Below are 13,796 nucleotides of genomic sequence, written 5' to 3'. Positions count from 1 at the left end.
CGCCGCCTTGCCCCCGCCGGCGGGTCGGGATCAAGGGCGCGGCCGGCCGGAATGGCGACAGGCCCATATAATACCGGGAGCCTTGTGGCCGATGTGTCACCGAGCGTTACCGTCCGGCCCGCACACGTTGTGTTTCGCGCGTGGCGCCCCCAATTCACCGCATCCCTTCGATTTCCAGGACCGTTCCGCATGTCCGCCAATGATTTCCCGTCGCTTGCCGACAGCCTCGCCGCCCTGCCCGCCGCCGGCATCGTGACCGCCCCCGCCGGGCTGGGCCTGATCCGCGTGGCCGGCGACGACGCCGCCAGTTTCCTGCACACCCAGCTCACCAACGCCGTGGAAGACCTGCCGGCCGATGCCGCGCGGCTGGCCGGCTATTGCTCGCCCAAGGGCCGGCTGCTGGCCAGCTTCCTGGCCTGGCGCGACCCCGACGGCATCGTGCTGCAGTTGTCGGCCGACATCCAGCCGGCCATCCAGAAGCGGCTGTCGATGTTCGTGCTGCGCGCCAAGGCCAGGCTGTCGGACCTGTCCGCCACGCATCGCGTGCTGGGCGTGGCCGGCGCCGGTGCCGAGGCCGCGCTGGCCCAGGCCGGGCTGCCGGCGCCGCACGGCCCGCTGGCCGTGGCGCAGGCCGATGGCGCCACCGTCATCCGCCTGCCCGACGCCGAGGGCCAGCCGCGCTGGCAGGTGGTGGCCGCCGCCGAACGCGCCGCGTCGCTGCAGCAGGCGCTGGGCGGCACGCTGGCCGCCGCCGCGCCGGCGTTCTGGGACTGGCTCGACATCGGCGCGGGCATCCCGCGTATCGCCGCCGCCACGCAGGAGCAGTTCGTGCCGCAGATGATCAATTTCGAGCTGATCGGCGGCGTGAATTTCCGCAAGGGCTGCTATCCGGGCCAGGAAGTGGTGGCGCGCAGCCAGTACCGCGGCACGCTCAAGCGCCGCATGTGGCGTGTGCATGGCGAAGGCGACGTACCGGCCCCTGCCGCCGAGATCTTCCGTCCGGAAGACCCCGGCCAGCCGTGCGGCATGGTGGTCAACGCCGCGCCCGCGCCGCAGGGCGGCTGGGACGGCCTGGCCGAGCTGAAGATCGACGCCGCCACGGGCGCGCTGCACCTGGGCGCCGCCGATGGCCCGGCGCTGGCCACGCGTGCGCTGCCGTACGAAGTGCCGCTGCCCAACGAGGCCGAGGCGGCCGGCTGAACGCCCCCGGGAACTCCACCATGAGCGATCATCTCTACGTCTACTTCAAGGTGCCCGACGCGCACGCGGCCGACGCCCTGCCGCACTGGCACCGCTGGATGGAAACGGTCGCCGAGGCAACCGGGATTGGTGGTACGCTGATGCGCAGGCCCGAGACCCGGGCCGGCCTGCAGACGTGGATGGAGTGTTATGCCGATGTCCCGCCCGCGTTCGATGCAACGCTCGACGGTCTCTGGCGCCAGACCGGTCTGGCGCAATGGATCAGCGGCGAACGCATGAGCGAGCGGTTCATCGACCTCGACGCGCTGTAGCCCCCGCGGGCCAGCGCCGTAGCAAAGGAAGCCCCATGTGTCTGATACTGGTGGCCTGGCAATCCCACCCGGACTATGCCCTGGTGGTGGCCGGCAACCGCGACGAATTCTATGCCCGCCCGGCGGCGCCCGCGCACTGGTGGCACGACGCCCCCGAGGTGCTGGGCGGCCGCGACCTGGCGGAAGTGATTGGCGATGCCGGCACGTGGATGGGCATCGCCAATGCCGCGTCGCCCGAATGGCCCGACGACTCCCGCGCGCGCTTTGCCGCGCTGACCAACTTCCGCGCCCCGTCCGAAAAACGCACAGACGCCCGCTCGCGCGGCGAGCTGGTGTCGCATTTCCTGCGCGGCGGCCAGGGCCCGGCCGACTACCTGCAGGACCTGGCCCGCGCGCACGGCGCCTACAACGGCTTCAACCTGCTGGCGAGCGACCTGCACGATCTCTGGTGGTACAGCAACCGGTCGAAGTCCGGCCAGCCGCAGCGGCTCAAGCCGGGCCTGTACGGCCTGTCGAACGCGCTGCTCGATACGCCGTGGCCCAAGGTGCGCAGCCGCGTGGGCGCGCTGTGCGAGGTACTGGCCGCCGACCGTGGCCAGTTCGGATCAAGCCCCGACCCGTACCTGCAGATGCTGGCCGATGAGAAGCAGGCGCCCGACTGGGAATTACCCAGCACCGGCGTGGCCCCCGAGTGGGAAAAGCTGCTGTCGTCGGCGTTCATCCGCTCGCCCAGCTACGGCACGCGCGCCAGCACGGTGCTGCGTGTGCGCCATGACGGCCGGTTCGATTTCGTCGAGCGCAGCTTCGACGCCGACGGCCAGACCGGCGAGGTCAGCTACCAGGGCCGCCTCAACGTCACCCGCGACACCGGCACCGTGCCGGCGCCGCGCTAGTCCTCCGCGCTAGTCCTCCGCGCTAGACCCGCGCCGGGGCCGCGCCGACGTAGCGGCCGCGCGGGCGAATCACCTGCCCCACGCTCAACTGTTCCAGGCTATGCGCCAGCAGCCCGACGCTGCGCGCGATGGCGAACGTGCCGAACGCGGCGTCGTCCGGCAGCCGGTAGTGCGTGACCAACGCCGCCAGCGCCACATCAAAGTTCGGCTGCAGCCCGGTCAGCCGGGTGGCCTTCTCGATAAAGCGCGCGATCACGGGCGGCGGATCGAACCGTTTCAGCAACGCCGCCGCGCGGGGGTCGCCCTCGGGATAGAGATGGTGGCCAAAGCCCGGCAGCGGCTGGCCCGTCGACAGATGGTGCGCCAGCACCTCGTCCTCGCCCTGGCGATCCAGTTCCGCGAACAGCGCCTTGACCCGGCCCGACGCATCGCCATGCAGCGGCCCCGACAGCGTCGTCAGCCCCGACAGCAGGCAGGCCGGCAGCGACGCCCCGGTGGATGCCGCGATGCGCGCCGCGAACGCCGAACTGGTCAATTCGTGGTCGAGCAGCAGCACCATCGCAATCCGTAGCAATTCGGCCACCGCTGGCGGCTGTCCCCAGCCCTGCGCCAGCCGCAGGTGCAGCGGCTGCGCGCCCGGCTGCGCGCCGAACGCATTGGCCAGCAATCCCACCAGCTCCTGACCCTCGCCATGCAGCACGCGCGTCATGCGTCCGTGCGTGGAATGGCCGGTCGCGGCGCGCTCGGCCAGGGCCTGGAACGCGGCCACGCGGCCCGGCTTGCCGATCGGCGTCGATGACGAAAAATCCACGGGCTGGGCGGCGTCCCAGAGCAGGTGCGCGGCCTGCTCCAGCGTGGCCGATTCGGCCAGCGCCACGGCGTCGTGGCCCCGGTAGTAGAGCCGTTCGCGCACGAATGTCGAGATGGCGGTGGGGATGCTCGGCTCGGCGCCGAACAGCGTGTTGGTGGCCAGCGTCTCGTGCTTGCGCCCGGCCTGCTTGCGGCGCGACAGCATCGCCACGTCCTCGGCGCGGTACAGGCTGCGGCGCGTATCGGTCGGGTCGGACATGACCTCGATCTTGCCGCGACTCACGTATGCATAGACGGTCTGCGGCCGCACACCCAGGCGCGAACACGCCTCGTCCATCGAAATCCAGGTTCCCACAAGTCACTCGCTTGGCTGATTTATGTTGATTTTATATATCAAGATTGCGTCGACAATCAACTATTGCCTACGATGCTGTCAACCTGCAACGAGAGACAAGCCCCCGCGATGAAGCCCCAGATCCTGCAACTGAATCCGATCCTGATCCCGGCCGCCAATGAAGAGCTGGCCGCGCTTTACCACGTGCACAAGTTCTTCGAGATCGCCGATCCGGCCGCCTGGCTGCGCGAGCACGGCGCGTCGATCCAGGCCGTCATCACCGGCGGCCACACCGGCATTTCGCGGGCGATGCTGGAGCAGTTGCCGGCGCTCAAGGTGGTGGCCGTCAATGGCGTGGGCACCGATGCCGTGGACCTGGCGTGGTGCCGCGAACGCGGGCTGCCGGTCACGGCGACGCTGGGCGCGCTGACCGAGGACGTGGCCGACCTGGCCATCGGTTTGCTGATCGCGGCCTGCCGCAACATCTGCGCCGGCGACCGCTTCGTGCGGGACGGCCAGTGGGAACTGCATCCGTCGCCGTCGGCGATTCCGCTCGCGCGCCGCTTCAGCGGCATGCGCGTCGGCATCGTCGGCATGGGCCGTGTCGGCCGGGCCGTCGCCACGCGCGCCGCCGCGTTTGGCTGCCCCATCCGCTATACGGACCTGCGTGCGATGGATGACGTGCCGCACACCTTCGTGCCTGGCCTGCTCGACCTGGCGCGCGACAGCGACGCGCTGGTGCTGTGCGCCGCCGCCGACAAGGCCGAGGGCATCATCGACGCCGCCGTGCTCGACGCGCTGGGCCCGCGCGGCTATCTGGTCAACGTGGCGCGCGGCCGGCTGGTCAACGAGGCCGATCTGGCGCAGGCCATCGAGGCGGGCCGCATCGCGGGCGCCGGGCTGGACGTGTTTGTCGACGAGCCGCGCGTGCCGGCGGCGCTGCGCCAGTCCGACCGCACCACGCTGCAGGCCCACCGCGCCAGCGCCACGTGGGAGACGCGCGGCGCCATGGCCCGCATGGTGCTGGACAGCGTGGCCGAGGCGCTGGCCGGCAAGCGTCCGACCATGAGCCTGACCACCTGAGCGCGCCATGGTGGCCATGACCGAATACGTCGTCCCGCCGCTGGCGCCGCGCGCGCTGCCCGTGGTCGGCAGCACCGCGCAGTTTCCCGTCGCCCGCGTGTTCTGCATCGGCCGCAACTACCGCTGGTCGCCCGACGAGCCGGCGCCGCGCGAAATGCCCGCGTGGTTCATGAAGCCGGCCACGGCCGTCGAACCCGCGCGTGGCGCGCTGCCCTACCCGCCCGGCACCGACGAGTTCTGCCATGAGGTGGAACTGGTGGTCGCCATCGGGCGCGGCGGCCGGGACATCGACCCGGGCCAGGCGCTGGCGCATGTCTGGGGCTATGCGGTCGGGCTCGACATGACGCGGCGCGACCTGCAGCGGGTTGCCAAGCAGTCCGGCGGCCCGTGGGAACCGGCCAAGGCATTCGACCATTCGGCGCCGTGCAGCCCGATCCTGCCGGCGGCGCGCTGCGCAGACCCGGCCAGCGGCGCCATCCATCTGTCGGTCAATGGCGAGACGCGCCAGCGCGCCGATCTGGCCGATTTGCTATGGCCGGTGCCCGAGCTGGTGGCGATGCTGTCGCGCTCGGTGGCGCTGCTGCCGGGCGACCTGATCTTTACCGGCACGCCGGCCGGCGTCGCGCCGTTGCAGCGCGGCGACGTGGTGCGCGCCGGCGTGGCCGGCATCGGCGATATCGCGCTGACCGTCGGCTAGACGGCCCCGCCCCCGCGACACAACACAAAAGGAGACACCATGAACGCATCCCGACGCATTGCCCTGGTGACCGGCGCTGGCAGCGGCGTGGGCCGGCTGACCGCGCTGGCGCTGCTCGACGACGGCTGGACCGTCGTGCTGGCCGGCCGGCGCGCCGACCCGCTGCAGACGCTGGTGGCCGACGCCGCCACGCGCGGCCAGTCCGCGCTGGCCGTGCCGACCGACGTGACCAACCCGGCCAGCGTGCAGGCGCTGTTCGACACCATCGAGCGCGCGTTCGGCCGGCTCGACCTGCTGTTCAACAACGCCGGCGTCAACGCCCCGGCCGTACCGGTCGACGAACTGCCGCTGGAAAAGTGGTTCAACGTGATCGACACCAATGTGACCGGCGTCTTCCTGTGCGCGCGGGCCGCGTTCGGCCTGATGCGCCGCCAGACGCCGCAGGGCGGCCGGATCATCAACAACGGCTCGGTGTCGGCCCACACGCCGCGGCCGTTCACGGCGCCGTACACGGCCAGCAAGCACGCGGTCAGCGGGCTGACCAAGGCGCTGGCGCTCGATGGCCGCGCCTACGGCATCGCCGCCGGGCAGGTCGACATCGGCAACGCGCTGACCGAGCTGTCCGAGCGCATGACGCGCGGCGTGCTGCAGGCCAACGGCACCACGGCGCCCGAGCCGATGATGGACGCCCGGCACGTGGCCGACGCCGTGCGGCACATGGCGTCGCTGCCGCTGGACGCCAACGTGCTGAACATGACCGTCATGGCCACGGCCATGCCGTTCGTCGGCCGCGGCTGACTTCCCGATCCCCGCGCGCCCCGGCTTGGCAGCCGGGGGGGCGCCACCAGAGTTGACATCAGCTCAACCGCATCCATACGGAGACAAACCATGCGTATCACCACTCGCCCGTTCACGACCCTGATTGCCACGATGGCCGGCTGCGCCGCCATGATGGTGGCGCCCGGCACGGCCCTGGCCCAGCCCAACTACCCCGCCCGTCCGGTCACGATCATCGTGCCCGCGCCCGCTGGCGGCGGCATCGACCTGATCGCGCGCGTGGTTGGCGAGAAGCTGTCGGTCAAGCTGGGCCAGCCGTTCGTCGTGGAAAACCGCCCCGGCGCGTCCAACAACCTCGGCACGGCGATGCTGGCCAACGCCAAGCCGGACGGCTACACGATCGGCATCGTCGGCGGCAGCCACAACATCAACAAGTTCCTGTTCAAGAACCTGGGCTGGGACCCGGAAAAGAGCTTCGAGCCGATTGTCTACACGCACGAGATTCCACTGGTGTTTGCCGCGTATCCCAAGCTGCCGGTCAAGACCGTGCCGGAACTGGTGACGTGGATGAAGGCCAATCCGGCCGAGGCCAAGGTGGCCACGTCGGGCCGTGGCAGCGCGCAGGAAATGGCCGCCGAGATGTTCCGCATGGTCAGCGGCGCGCCGGTGCTGCTGGTGCCGTACAAGGGCTCGTCGGCCGCGCATCCGGACCTGATCGCGGGCCGCACGGTGCTCTACATCGACACGATCAGCGCCATCCAGGAACAGGTGAAGTCGGGTAACGTGCGGGCGCTGGCGGTGTCCACGCGCAAGCGGTCCAAGGCGCTGCCGAACGTGCCGACGGCCGAGGAACAGGGCCTCAAGGGCTACGACGCCAACACCAATGGCGGTTTCCTGGCGCCGGCCGGCACGCCGAAGGAAATCGTGGCGAAGCTCAATGCCGAGATCAACGCCGCGCTGAAGCTGCCCGAGGTGCGGGCCAAGCTGGAAGCGGCCGGTATCGAGGTACAGGGCGGCACGCCGCAGGAGTATGCGGCGCTGATCAAGTCGGACCTGGCCAAGTGGGGCAAGGTGGTCAAGGAGGCGGCGATCCAGCCGGAATGACCGTCGGGCGGGCCCGCGCCGCCTGGCGCCGGGCCTAGCCGATGCGCTTGCGCATCTCCACGTGCGGGATGCCGGCTTCCTCGAATTCCCCGCCCACCTGCGCAAAGCCCACGCGCGCATAGAACGGCGCGGCGTGGGTCTGGGCGTTCAGGATCAGCTCGGCGTAGCCGAGTTCGGCCGCCTTGGCCATCAGGGCGTCCAGCACCCGGGCACCCATGCCGGTGCCGCGCGCCGATTTCAGCACCGCCATCCGGCCGATGTGGCCGTCGGGCAGCAGCCGGCCGGTCGCCACGGGCGTGCCGTCGGCGTCGAAGGCCAGCGCGTGCCAGCTTGGCGCGTCCATGTCGTCCCATTCCAGTTCCACCGGCACTCCCTGCTCCTCCACGAACACGCTGTAGCGGATGGCGCGGGCGCGCTCGCGGGCGTCATCCCATGGGCAGACCAGGACGGAATTGGCAGTGGCGGACATGATGCGGGGGAATCAGGAAGTCGGAAGAGAGGCGCAATCATACGCCGCGCCTGGTCAAGCCGCCAACGCGCGTTGTGCGATTACCGGACAGCGTGCGCACCATCCTAGGGATAACCCGCCTGCCACACGTCCGTGAAATTTGTATGATGACCTGACTACCCGATGACGTGACGACGATGTTCCAGAAAATTCCTGCCCGTGCGTTGACCGACAGCGTGGCCGAACAGCTACTCGAAAAGATCGAGGGCGGCGTGTTCCCGCGCGGCGCCAAGCTGCCGACCGAGGCCGTGCTGTCCGAGGAGTTCGGCGTCAGCCGGACCGTGATCCGCGAGGCCATCGCCCGGCTCAAGTACGAGGGGCTGGTGGAATCGCGCCAGGGCAGCGGCGTGTTCGTGACCGAGCAGGCCGGCATCCGGCCGCTGCGGATTGACTACACCGACGTCGCCACGCTGGAATCGGTGCTGCAGATCGTCGAGCTGCGCCGGTCGATCGAGGCCGAGGTGGCCGCGCAGGCCGCCCGGCGCCGCTCCGACGCGGCCATGGCGGGCATCGACGCCGCACTGACGCGCATCGATGCCGAGGTGGCCGACGGCGGCGACGGCGTGGCCGCCGACGTGGCGTTCCACCGCGCCATCGCCGAGGCCACCGGCAACCCCTACTTCCTGAAGACGCTGGCGTTCCTGAGCCAGTACCTGGAAACCGCCACGCAGGTCACCCGGACCAACGAGGCGCGCCGCGAGGATTTCTCGCGCCAGGTGCGCGAGGAGCACCAGGCCATCGTCGCCGCCATCCGCGCGGGCGACCCCGACGCCGCGCGCAACGCGGCCCAGAACCACATGTACAACGCGGCGCGCCGGCTCTCGCAGCTTGGCGACGACGACAGCGCCGCCGGCGACCTGCCGTCCGGCCTGTCGCACTGAGGAGAATTCCATGTCCAGAAATATTGGCGTCATCGGCCTGGGCGCGATGGGCTACGGCGTGGCGCAGTCGCTGCTGCGCGCCGGCTTTCGCGTGCATGCGTGCGACCTGCGCGACGACGTGCTGCGCCGCTTTGCCGATGCCGGCGGCGTGCCGTGCGGCAGCCCGGCCGAGCTTGGCGAACGCTGCGACGTGGTGCTGACGCTGGTCGTCAACGCCGCGCAGACCGAGGCCGTGCTGTTTGGCGAACAGGGTGCCGTGCCGAAAATGGCGGCCGGCAAGCTCGTGATTGCCAGCGCCACCGTGCCGCCCGGCTTTGCCGAATCGCTCGGCAAGCGGCTGGCCGGCCATGGCCTGCTGATGCTCGACGCGCCGGTCTCGGGCGGCGCGGCCCGTGCCGCCAGTGGCGAAATGACGATGATGACGTCGGGCCCGGCCGATGCCTACGCGCTGGCCGAGGACGTGCTGGACGCCATCGCCGGCAAGGTCTACCGGCTGGGCGACGCCCACGGCGCCGGCTCCAAGGTCAAGATCATCAACCAGTTGCTGGCCGGCGTGCATATCGCCGCGGCGGCCGAGGCCATGGCGCTGGGCCTGCGCGAAGGCGTGGACCCCGACGCGCTGTACGACGTGATCACCCATAGCGCCGGCAATTCGTGGATGTTCGAGAACCGCGTGCCGCACATCCTGGCTGGCGACTACACGCCGCTGTCGGCCGTCGACATCTTCGTGAAGGACCTGGGCATGGTGCTGGACACGGCCCGCACCAGCAAATTCCCGCTGCCGCTGTCCGCCGCCGCGCACCAGATGTTCATGATGGCGTCCACGGCCGGCCACGGCGGCGAGGACGATTCGGCCGTTATCAAGATCTTCCCGGGCATCGACCTGCCGCAGCCCAAGGAGTAAGACGATGAGCAACCGTCCCCTGCTTGGCTGCATCGCCGACGACTTCACCGGCGCCACGGACCTGGCCAACACGCTCGTGCGCAACGGCATGCGCACCGTGCAGACGATCGGCGTGCCGGTCGGCACGGTGGACGCCGACGCGGTGGTCGTGGCGCTGAAGTCGCGCACGATCCCGGCCGACGACGCCGTGGCGCAGTCGCTGGCCGCGCTCGAATGGCTGCGCGCCCAGGGCTGCCGCCAGTTCGTGTTCAAGTACTGCTCGACGTTCGATTCGACCGACGCCGGCAACATCGGCCCGGTGGCCGAGGCGCTGCTGGGCGCGCTGGGCAGCGACTTCACGATCGCCTGCCCGGCCTTCCCCGAGAACGGCCGCACGATCTTCCGCGGCCACCTGTTCGTGGCCGACACGCTGCTCAGCGAATCGGGCATGGAGCACCATCCGCTCACGCCGATGACCGACGCCAACCTGGTGCGCGTGCTGCAGCGCCAGAGCCAGGCGCCCGTGGGCCTGCTGCGCTACGACACGGTGGCGGGCGGCGCCGCTGCCATCCGCGCCCGGATCGACGCACTGCGCGGCCAGGGCGTGAAGCTGGCGATTGCCGATGCGATTTCCGACGCCGACCTGCTGGCGCTGGGCGAAGGCTGCGCCGCGCTGCCGCTGATCACGGGCGGCTCGGGCATTGCGCTGGGCCTGCCCGAGAACTTCCGCCGCGCCGGGTTGCTGCCGGTGCGCGACAACGCGGCCGAGGTGCCGGCCGTGGCCGGGCCGGGCGTGGTGCTGGCCGGCAGCGCGTCACGCGCGACGAACGGCCAGGTGGCGCGCTGGATCGCCCAGGGCCGCCCGGCCATGCGGATCGATCCGCTGCGGCTGGCCCGCCAGGACGGCGTGGTGGACGAGGCGCTGGCCCTGGCCGCGCAGCACGACGACCCGGTGTTGATCTACGCCACCGCGCAGGCCGACGAGGTCAAGGCCGTGCAGGCCGAACTGGGCGTGGCGCGCGCCGGCGAGCTGGTGGAGCACGCGCTGGCCAGCATCGCGGCCGGGCTGAAGGCGCGCGGCACGCGACGCTTTGTGGTGGCGGGCGGCGAGACGTCGGGCGCGGTGGTCCAGGCGCTGGGCGTGCAGTCGCTGCGCATCGGCCGCCAGATTGCCCCCGGCGTGCCGGCCACGGTCACGCTGGACGACGCGCCGCTGGCGCTGGCCCTGAAATCGGGCAACTTCGGCGGCGAGGACTTCTTCGACGAGGCGCTGCGGGCGCTGGGAGCGGCGGCATGACATCGAGCCGGGAAAGCGCACTGCGCGAGGAAATCTGCCAGGTCGGCGCCAGCCTGTACCAGCGTGGCTACACGGTCGGCACGGCCGGCAACATCAGCGCCCGGCTGGACGACGGCTGGCTGATCACGCCGACCGATGCGTGCCTGGGCACGCTGGACCCGGCGCGCGTGGCCAAGGTGGCCACGGACGGCACGTGGGTGTCTGGCGACAAGCCGTCGAAGACGCTGACGCTGCATCGCTGCGTCTACGACAACAACCCGAACGCGCACGGCGTGGTCCACGCGCATTCGACGCACCTGGTCGCGCTGACGCTGGCCGGCGTCTGGCAGCCCGACGACGTGCTGCCGCCCATCACGCCGTACTACGTGATGAAGGTCGGCCATATCCCGCTGATCCCCTACCACCGCCCCGGCGACCCGGCCGTGGCCGCGCGCGTGGCCGAGCTGGCCAACGCCGTGCGCGGCGTGCTGCTGGCGCGGCTGGGGCCGGTGGTGTGGGAAGACAGCGTGTCGCGCGCGGCATGGGCGCTGGAGGAGCTGGAAGAGACCGCCCGGCTCTGGATGATGCTGCGCGACAAGCCCGGGGCGCTGGACGAAACCGCGCTGGCGGAGCTGCGCGACACGTTCGGCGCGAAGTGGTAGGCCGGTAGGTCCGTCCACGCCACACCCATAGTTTTGCGCCCCGCTGCCGCGCGCGGCGGCGGGGCCGGGGGAGAAGGCCAGCGCCCGGACCGGGCGACGACCCATAACAACGCCCTGCCCTCTCCCCGGCCCGGTCCCGCCCAGCGGGAGCGGGAGACCACCCCCAGCCGGTTCCATCAAGGAGACTTTTCAAAATGACCGCATCCAACCCCGCGGTGGGGACCCCTGCCGCCGACGGCCGGCTAGACGCCGACCAGGCCGTTGAAAAACGCGCCTACAACAAGGTGTTCTGGCGCATCATGCCGTTCCTGATGCTGTGCTACGTGATCGCCTATCTCGACCGCGTCAACGTCGGCTTTGCCAAGCTGCAGATGGCGCAGGACCTGCAGTTCTCGGAGACCGTGTTCGGCCTGGGCGCCGGCCTGTTCTTCATCGGCTACTTCCTGTTCGAGGTGCCCAGCAACCTGCTGATGCACAAGATCGGCGCGCGGGTCTGGATCGCGCGGATCATGATCACCTGGGGCATCATCTCGGCCGCGTTCGTGTTCGTGCAGACGCCGACGCAGTTCTACGTGATGCGCTTCCTGCTGGGCCTGGCCGAGGCCGGCTTCTATCCGGGCGTGATCCTGTACCTGACGTACTGGTACCCGTCGCACCGGCGCGCCAAGATGATCGCGCTGTTCATGTCGGGCATCCCGGTGGCCGGCATGTTCGGCAACCCGCTGTCGGGCTGGATCATGGACGCCTTCCACGACACGCACGGCTGGGCCGGCTGGCAGTGGATGTTCTTCATCGAGGCGCTGCCCGCGTTCGTGATCGGCATCGTGACGGTCTTTGTGCTGCGCGACGGCATCGACAAGGCCCCATGGCTCAGCGCCGACGAAAAGCGCGTGCTCAAGCGCAACATCGAGGACGACGAGCGCGCGGCGTCCGCCGCGGCCACCACGGGCGGCCAGCGCAACGTGCACTCGCTGGGCGCCGTGTTCAGCGACCGCCGCGTCTGGTGGATGTGCCTGATCTACTTCTGCTTCGTGACCGGCCAGTACGCGCTGACGTTCTGGATGCCGACGCTGGTCAAGGCCAGCGGCGTGACCGGCAACCTCAACATCGGGCTGCTGTCGGCCATTCCGTTCCTGTGCGCCATCGTGGTCATGAACATCCTGGGCCACAGCGCCGACGCCCGGCGCGAGCGCCGCTGGCACCTGATCGTGCCGGCGCTGATGGGCGCCACGGGCTTTGCGATTGCGGCATCGTTCACCCACAATACGACGGTGGCCATCGCGGCGCTGTCGCTGGCCGCCGCCGGGGTGCTGACCTGCGCGCCGCTGTTCTGGTCGCTGCCGACCGCGTTCCTGAGCGGCATCGCCGCCGCGTCGGGCATCGCCGTGGTCAACTCGGTGGGCAACCTGGCCGGCTTTGTGTCGCCGTACATGGTGGGCGCGCTCAAGGACCTGACGCAGAGCACGCAGCTGCCGATGTACGTGCTGTCGGCCATCCTGGTGGTGGGCGCGCTGCTGGTCTGGCTGACGCCGGCGAAGCTGGTCAACCGTTGATATCGAACCTGTCGAACCTGTCGTCCAAGGAGACCTGACATGCCGCGCTTTGCCGCGAACCTCTCGATGATGTACACGGAGCACGACTTCCTGGACCGCTTTGCCGCCGCGGCAAAGGACGGCTTCCAGGCCGTGGAGTACCTGTTCCCGTACGACCATCCGGCCGCCGAGATCCGCAAGCGGCTCGACGACCACGGCCTGACGCAGGCCCTGTTCAACGCGCCGCCGGGCGACTGGGCCGCCGGCGAACGCGGCATGGCCGCGCTGCCGGGCCGCGAGGCCGAGTTCCGCACCGCGTTTGCCCGCGCGCTGGAGTATGCGGCGGTCATCGGCAACGACCGCGTCCACGTGATGGCCGGCATCGTGCCGGCGGACGCCGACCGCGCCCGCTGCCGCGCGGTCTACCTGGAGAACCTGGCCTACGCGGCTGCGTCGGCCGCCGCGCACGGGATGACCGTGCTGATCGAGCCGATCAACGCGCGCGACATGCCCGGCTACTTCCTGAACCGGCAGGACGACGGCCAGGCCATCTGCCAGCAGGTGGGCGCCGCCAACCTGAAGGTGCAGTTCGACTGCTACCACTGCCAGATCGTCGAGGGCGACATCGCCAGGAAGCTGGAGCGCGACTTTGCCGGCATCGGCCATATCCAGATTGCCGGCGTGCCCGAGCGCCACGAGCCGGACGTGGGCGAGCTGAACTACCCGTACCTGTTCGACGTGATCGACCGCCTGGGCTACACCGGCTGGATCGGCTGCGAGTACCGGCCGCGCGCCGGCACGTCGGCCGGGCTGGGCTGGCTCAAGCCGTACCTGAAGCGATAACC

Annotated in this window: 15 protein-coding genes; 13 read left to right on the top strand and 2 right to left on the bottom strand. The window is 70.4% G+C overall.

The annotated features are described in order from the left end of the window. Positions 1 to 189: 189 nt before the first annotated feature. Genes EPAKOI_RS07320 through EPAKOI_RS07310 form a run of 3 tightly spaced genes read left to right on the top strand, consistent with a single transcriptional unit; the run spans position 190 to position 2,404 of the window. Positions 190 to 1,200 (top strand): YgfZ/GcvT domain-containing protein, encoded by a 1,011-nt coding sequence (locus tag EPAKOI_RS07320; protein WP_124684330.1) that lies wholly within the window; start codon positions 190 to 192, stop codon positions 1,198 to 1,200. A 20-nt stretch (positions 1,201 to 1,220) separates the two neighbouring features. Beyond that, positions 1,221 to 1,511: a DUF4936 family protein gene (locus EPAKOI_RS07315; RefSeq protein WP_423193387.1), complete on the top strand. Its 291-nt coding sequence runs from the start codon at positions 1,221 to 1,223 to the stop codon at positions 1,509 to 1,511. Between the two features lie 35 nt (positions 1,512 to 1,546). Next, positions 1,547 to 2,404 carry an NRDE family protein gene (locus EPAKOI_RS07310; RefSeq protein ID WP_124684332.1) on the top strand — a complete coding sequence of 286 codons (858 nt, stop codon included), beginning with the start codon at positions 1,547 to 1,549 and terminating at the stop codon, positions 2,402 to 2,404. A 22-nt stretch (positions 2,405 to 2,426) separates the two neighbouring features. Here EPAKOI_RS07310 and EPAKOI_RS07305 read toward each other — a convergent pair whose 3' ends face one another. Further along, a complete protein-coding gene (locus tag EPAKOI_RS07305; protein WP_423193498.1) occupies positions 2,427 to 3,551 on the bottom strand; it encodes a citrate/2-methylcitrate synthase in 1,125 nt (374 codons plus the stop codon). Between the two features lie 126 nt (positions 3,552 to 3,677). Between EPAKOI_RS07305 and EPAKOI_RS07300 the strand changes: the two genes are divergently transcribed. From EPAKOI_RS07300 to EPAKOI_RS07285, 4 genes are all read left to right on the top strand, one after another. Continuing rightward, complete coding sequence (locus EPAKOI_RS07300) at positions 3,678 to 4,631, top strand: 2-hydroxyacid dehydrogenase (RefSeq protein ID WP_423193386.1); 954 nt, start codon at positions 3,678 to 3,680, stop codon at positions 4,629 to 4,631. Between the two features lie 16 nt (positions 4,632 to 4,647). Next, the gene (locus tag EPAKOI_RS07295) at positions 4,648 to 5,328 is read left to right on the top strand and encodes a fumarylacetoacetate hydrolase family protein (protein ID WP_423193497.1); all 681 of its coding nucleotides are present in this window, start codon (positions 4,648 to 4,650) and stop codon (positions 5,326 to 5,328) included. A 39-nt stretch (positions 5,329 to 5,367) separates the two neighbouring features. Continuing rightward, a complete protein-coding gene (locus tag EPAKOI_RS07290) occupies positions 5,368 to 6,126 on the top strand; it encodes an SDR family oxidoreductase (protein WP_423193385.1) in 759 nt (252 codons plus the stop codon). A gap of 90 nt (positions 6,127 to 6,216) precedes the next feature. Then, entirely contained in the window at positions 6,217 to 7,209 is a 993-nt protein-coding gene (locus tag EPAKOI_RS07285) for a Bug family tripartite tricarboxylate transporter substrate binding protein (RefSeq protein ID WP_423193384.1), read from the top strand. A gap of 34 nt (positions 7,210 to 7,243) precedes the next feature. On the opposite strand, the gene EPAKOI_RS07280 is transcribed toward EPAKOI_RS07285, so the two are convergent. Beyond that, positions 7,244 to 7,678: a GNAT family N-acetyltransferase gene (locus EPAKOI_RS07280; protein ID WP_124684337.1), complete on the bottom strand. Its 435-nt coding sequence runs from the start codon at positions 7,676 to 7,678 to the stop codon at positions 7,244 to 7,246. 176 nt (positions 7,679 to 7,854) lie between these two features. Between EPAKOI_RS07280 and EPAKOI_RS07275 the strand changes: the two genes are divergently transcribed. From EPAKOI_RS07275 to otnI, 6 genes are all read left to right on the top strand, one after another. Then, positions 7,855 to 8,598, top strand: coding sequence for a FadR/GntR family transcriptional regulator (locus tag EPAKOI_RS07275; protein WP_423193383.1), 744 nt, complete (start codon positions 7,855 to 7,857; stop codon positions 8,596 to 8,598). Positions 8,599 to 8,608: 10 nt separating this feature from the next. Beyond that, complete coding sequence (ltnD, locus tag EPAKOI_RS07270; RefSeq protein WP_423193382.1) at positions 8,609 to 9,502, top strand: L-threonate dehydrogenase; 894 nt, start codon at positions 8,609 to 8,611, stop codon at positions 9,500 to 9,502. Positions 9,503 to 9,506: 4 nt separating this feature from the next. Continuing rightward, on the top strand, positions 9,507 to 10,778 hold the full coding sequence (otnK, locus tag EPAKOI_RS07265; RefSeq protein WP_423193381.1) for a 3-oxo-tetronate kinase: 1,272 nt from the start codon (positions 9,507 to 9,509) through the stop codon (positions 10,776 to 10,778). Next, entirely contained in the window at positions 10,775 to 11,419 is a 645-nt protein-coding gene (locus tag EPAKOI_RS07260) for an aldolase (protein WP_423193380.1), read from the top strand. The genes otnK and EPAKOI_RS07260 overlap by 4 nt, the downstream gene beginning before the upstream one ends. Before the next feature lie 194 nt (positions 11,420 to 11,613). After that, entirely contained in the window at positions 11,614 to 12,972 is a 1,359-nt protein-coding gene (locus EPAKOI_RS07255) for an MFS transporter (RefSeq protein ID WP_124684342.1), read from the top strand. A gap of 39 nt (positions 12,973 to 13,011) precedes the next feature. Then, positions 13,012 to 13,794 carry a 2-oxo-tetronate isomerase gene (gene otnI / locus EPAKOI_RS07250; RefSeq protein ID WP_423193379.1) on the top strand — a complete coding sequence of 261 codons (783 nt, stop codon included), beginning with the start codon at positions 13,012 to 13,014 and terminating at the stop codon, positions 13,792 to 13,794. Positions 13,795 to 13,796: the final 2 nt, after the last annotated feature.

The sequence above is a fragment of the Cupriavidus sp. H18C2 genome, from assembly GCF_049393795.1.
Classification (GTDB): Bacteria; Pseudomonadota; Gammaproteobacteria; order Burkholderiales; family Burkholderiaceae; genus Cupriavidus; species Cupriavidus pauculus_C.
Note: the sequence above shows the minus strand (reverse complement) of the source record. Positions and strands in the feature narration are given on the sequence as shown.

Bases quoted from the DNA above. Each gene is read 5' to 3' on its own strand.
- EPAKOI_RS07320 (WP_124684330.1), top strand. From the start codon at position 190: ATGTCCGCCAATGATTTCCCGTCGCTTGCCGACAGCCTCGCCGCCCTG.
- EPAKOI_RS07315 (WP_423193387.1), top strand. From the start codon at position 1,221: ATGAGCGATCATCTCTACGTCTACTTCAAGGTGCCCGACGCGCACGCG.
- EPAKOI_RS07310 (WP_124684332.1), top strand. From the start codon at position 1,547: ATGTGTCTGATACTGGTGGCCTGGCAATCCCACCCGGACTATGCCCTG.
- EPAKOI_RS07305 (WP_423193498.1), bottom strand. From the start codon at position 3,551: ATGGACGAGGCGTGTTCGCGCCTGGGTGTGCGGCCGCAGACCGTCTAT.
- EPAKOI_RS07300 (WP_423193386.1), top strand. From the start codon at position 3,678: ATGAAGCCCCAGATCCTGCAACTGAATCCGATCCTGATCCCGGCCGCC.
- EPAKOI_RS07295 (WP_423193497.1), top strand. From the start codon at position 4,648: ATGACCGAATACGTCGTCCCGCCGCTGGCGCCGCGCGCGCTGCCCGTG.
- EPAKOI_RS07290 (WP_423193385.1), top strand. From the start codon at position 5,368: ATGAACGCATCCCGACGCATTGCCCTGGTGACCGGCGCTGGCAGCGGC.
- EPAKOI_RS07285 (WP_423193384.1), top strand. From the start codon at position 6,217: ATGCGTATCACCACTCGCCCGTTCACGACCCTGATTGCCACGATGGCC.
- EPAKOI_RS07280 (WP_124684337.1), bottom strand. From the start codon at position 7,678: ATGTCCGCCACTGCCAATTCCGTCCTGGTCTGCCCATGGGATGACGCC.
- EPAKOI_RS07275 (WP_423193383.1), top strand. From the start codon at position 7,855: ATGTTCCAGAAAATTCCTGCCCGTGCGTTGACCGACAGCGTGGCCGAA.
- ltnD (WP_423193382.1), top strand. From the start codon at position 8,609: ATGTCCAGAAATATTGGCGTCATCGGCCTGGGCGCGATGGGCTACGGC.
- otnK (WP_423193381.1), top strand. From the start codon at position 9,507: ATGAGCAACCGTCCCCTGCTTGGCTGCATCGCCGACGACTTCACCGGC.
- EPAKOI_RS07260 (WP_423193380.1), top strand. From the start codon at position 10,775: ATGACATCGAGCCGGGAAAGCGCACTGCGCGAGGAAATCTGCCAGGTC.
- EPAKOI_RS07255 (WP_124684342.1), top strand. From the start codon at position 11,614: ATGACCGCATCCAACCCCGCGGTGGGGACCCCTGCCGCCGACGGCCGG.
- otnI (WP_423193379.1), top strand. From the start codon at position 13,012: ATGCCGCGCTTTGCCGCGAACCTCTCGATGATGTACACGGAGCACGAC.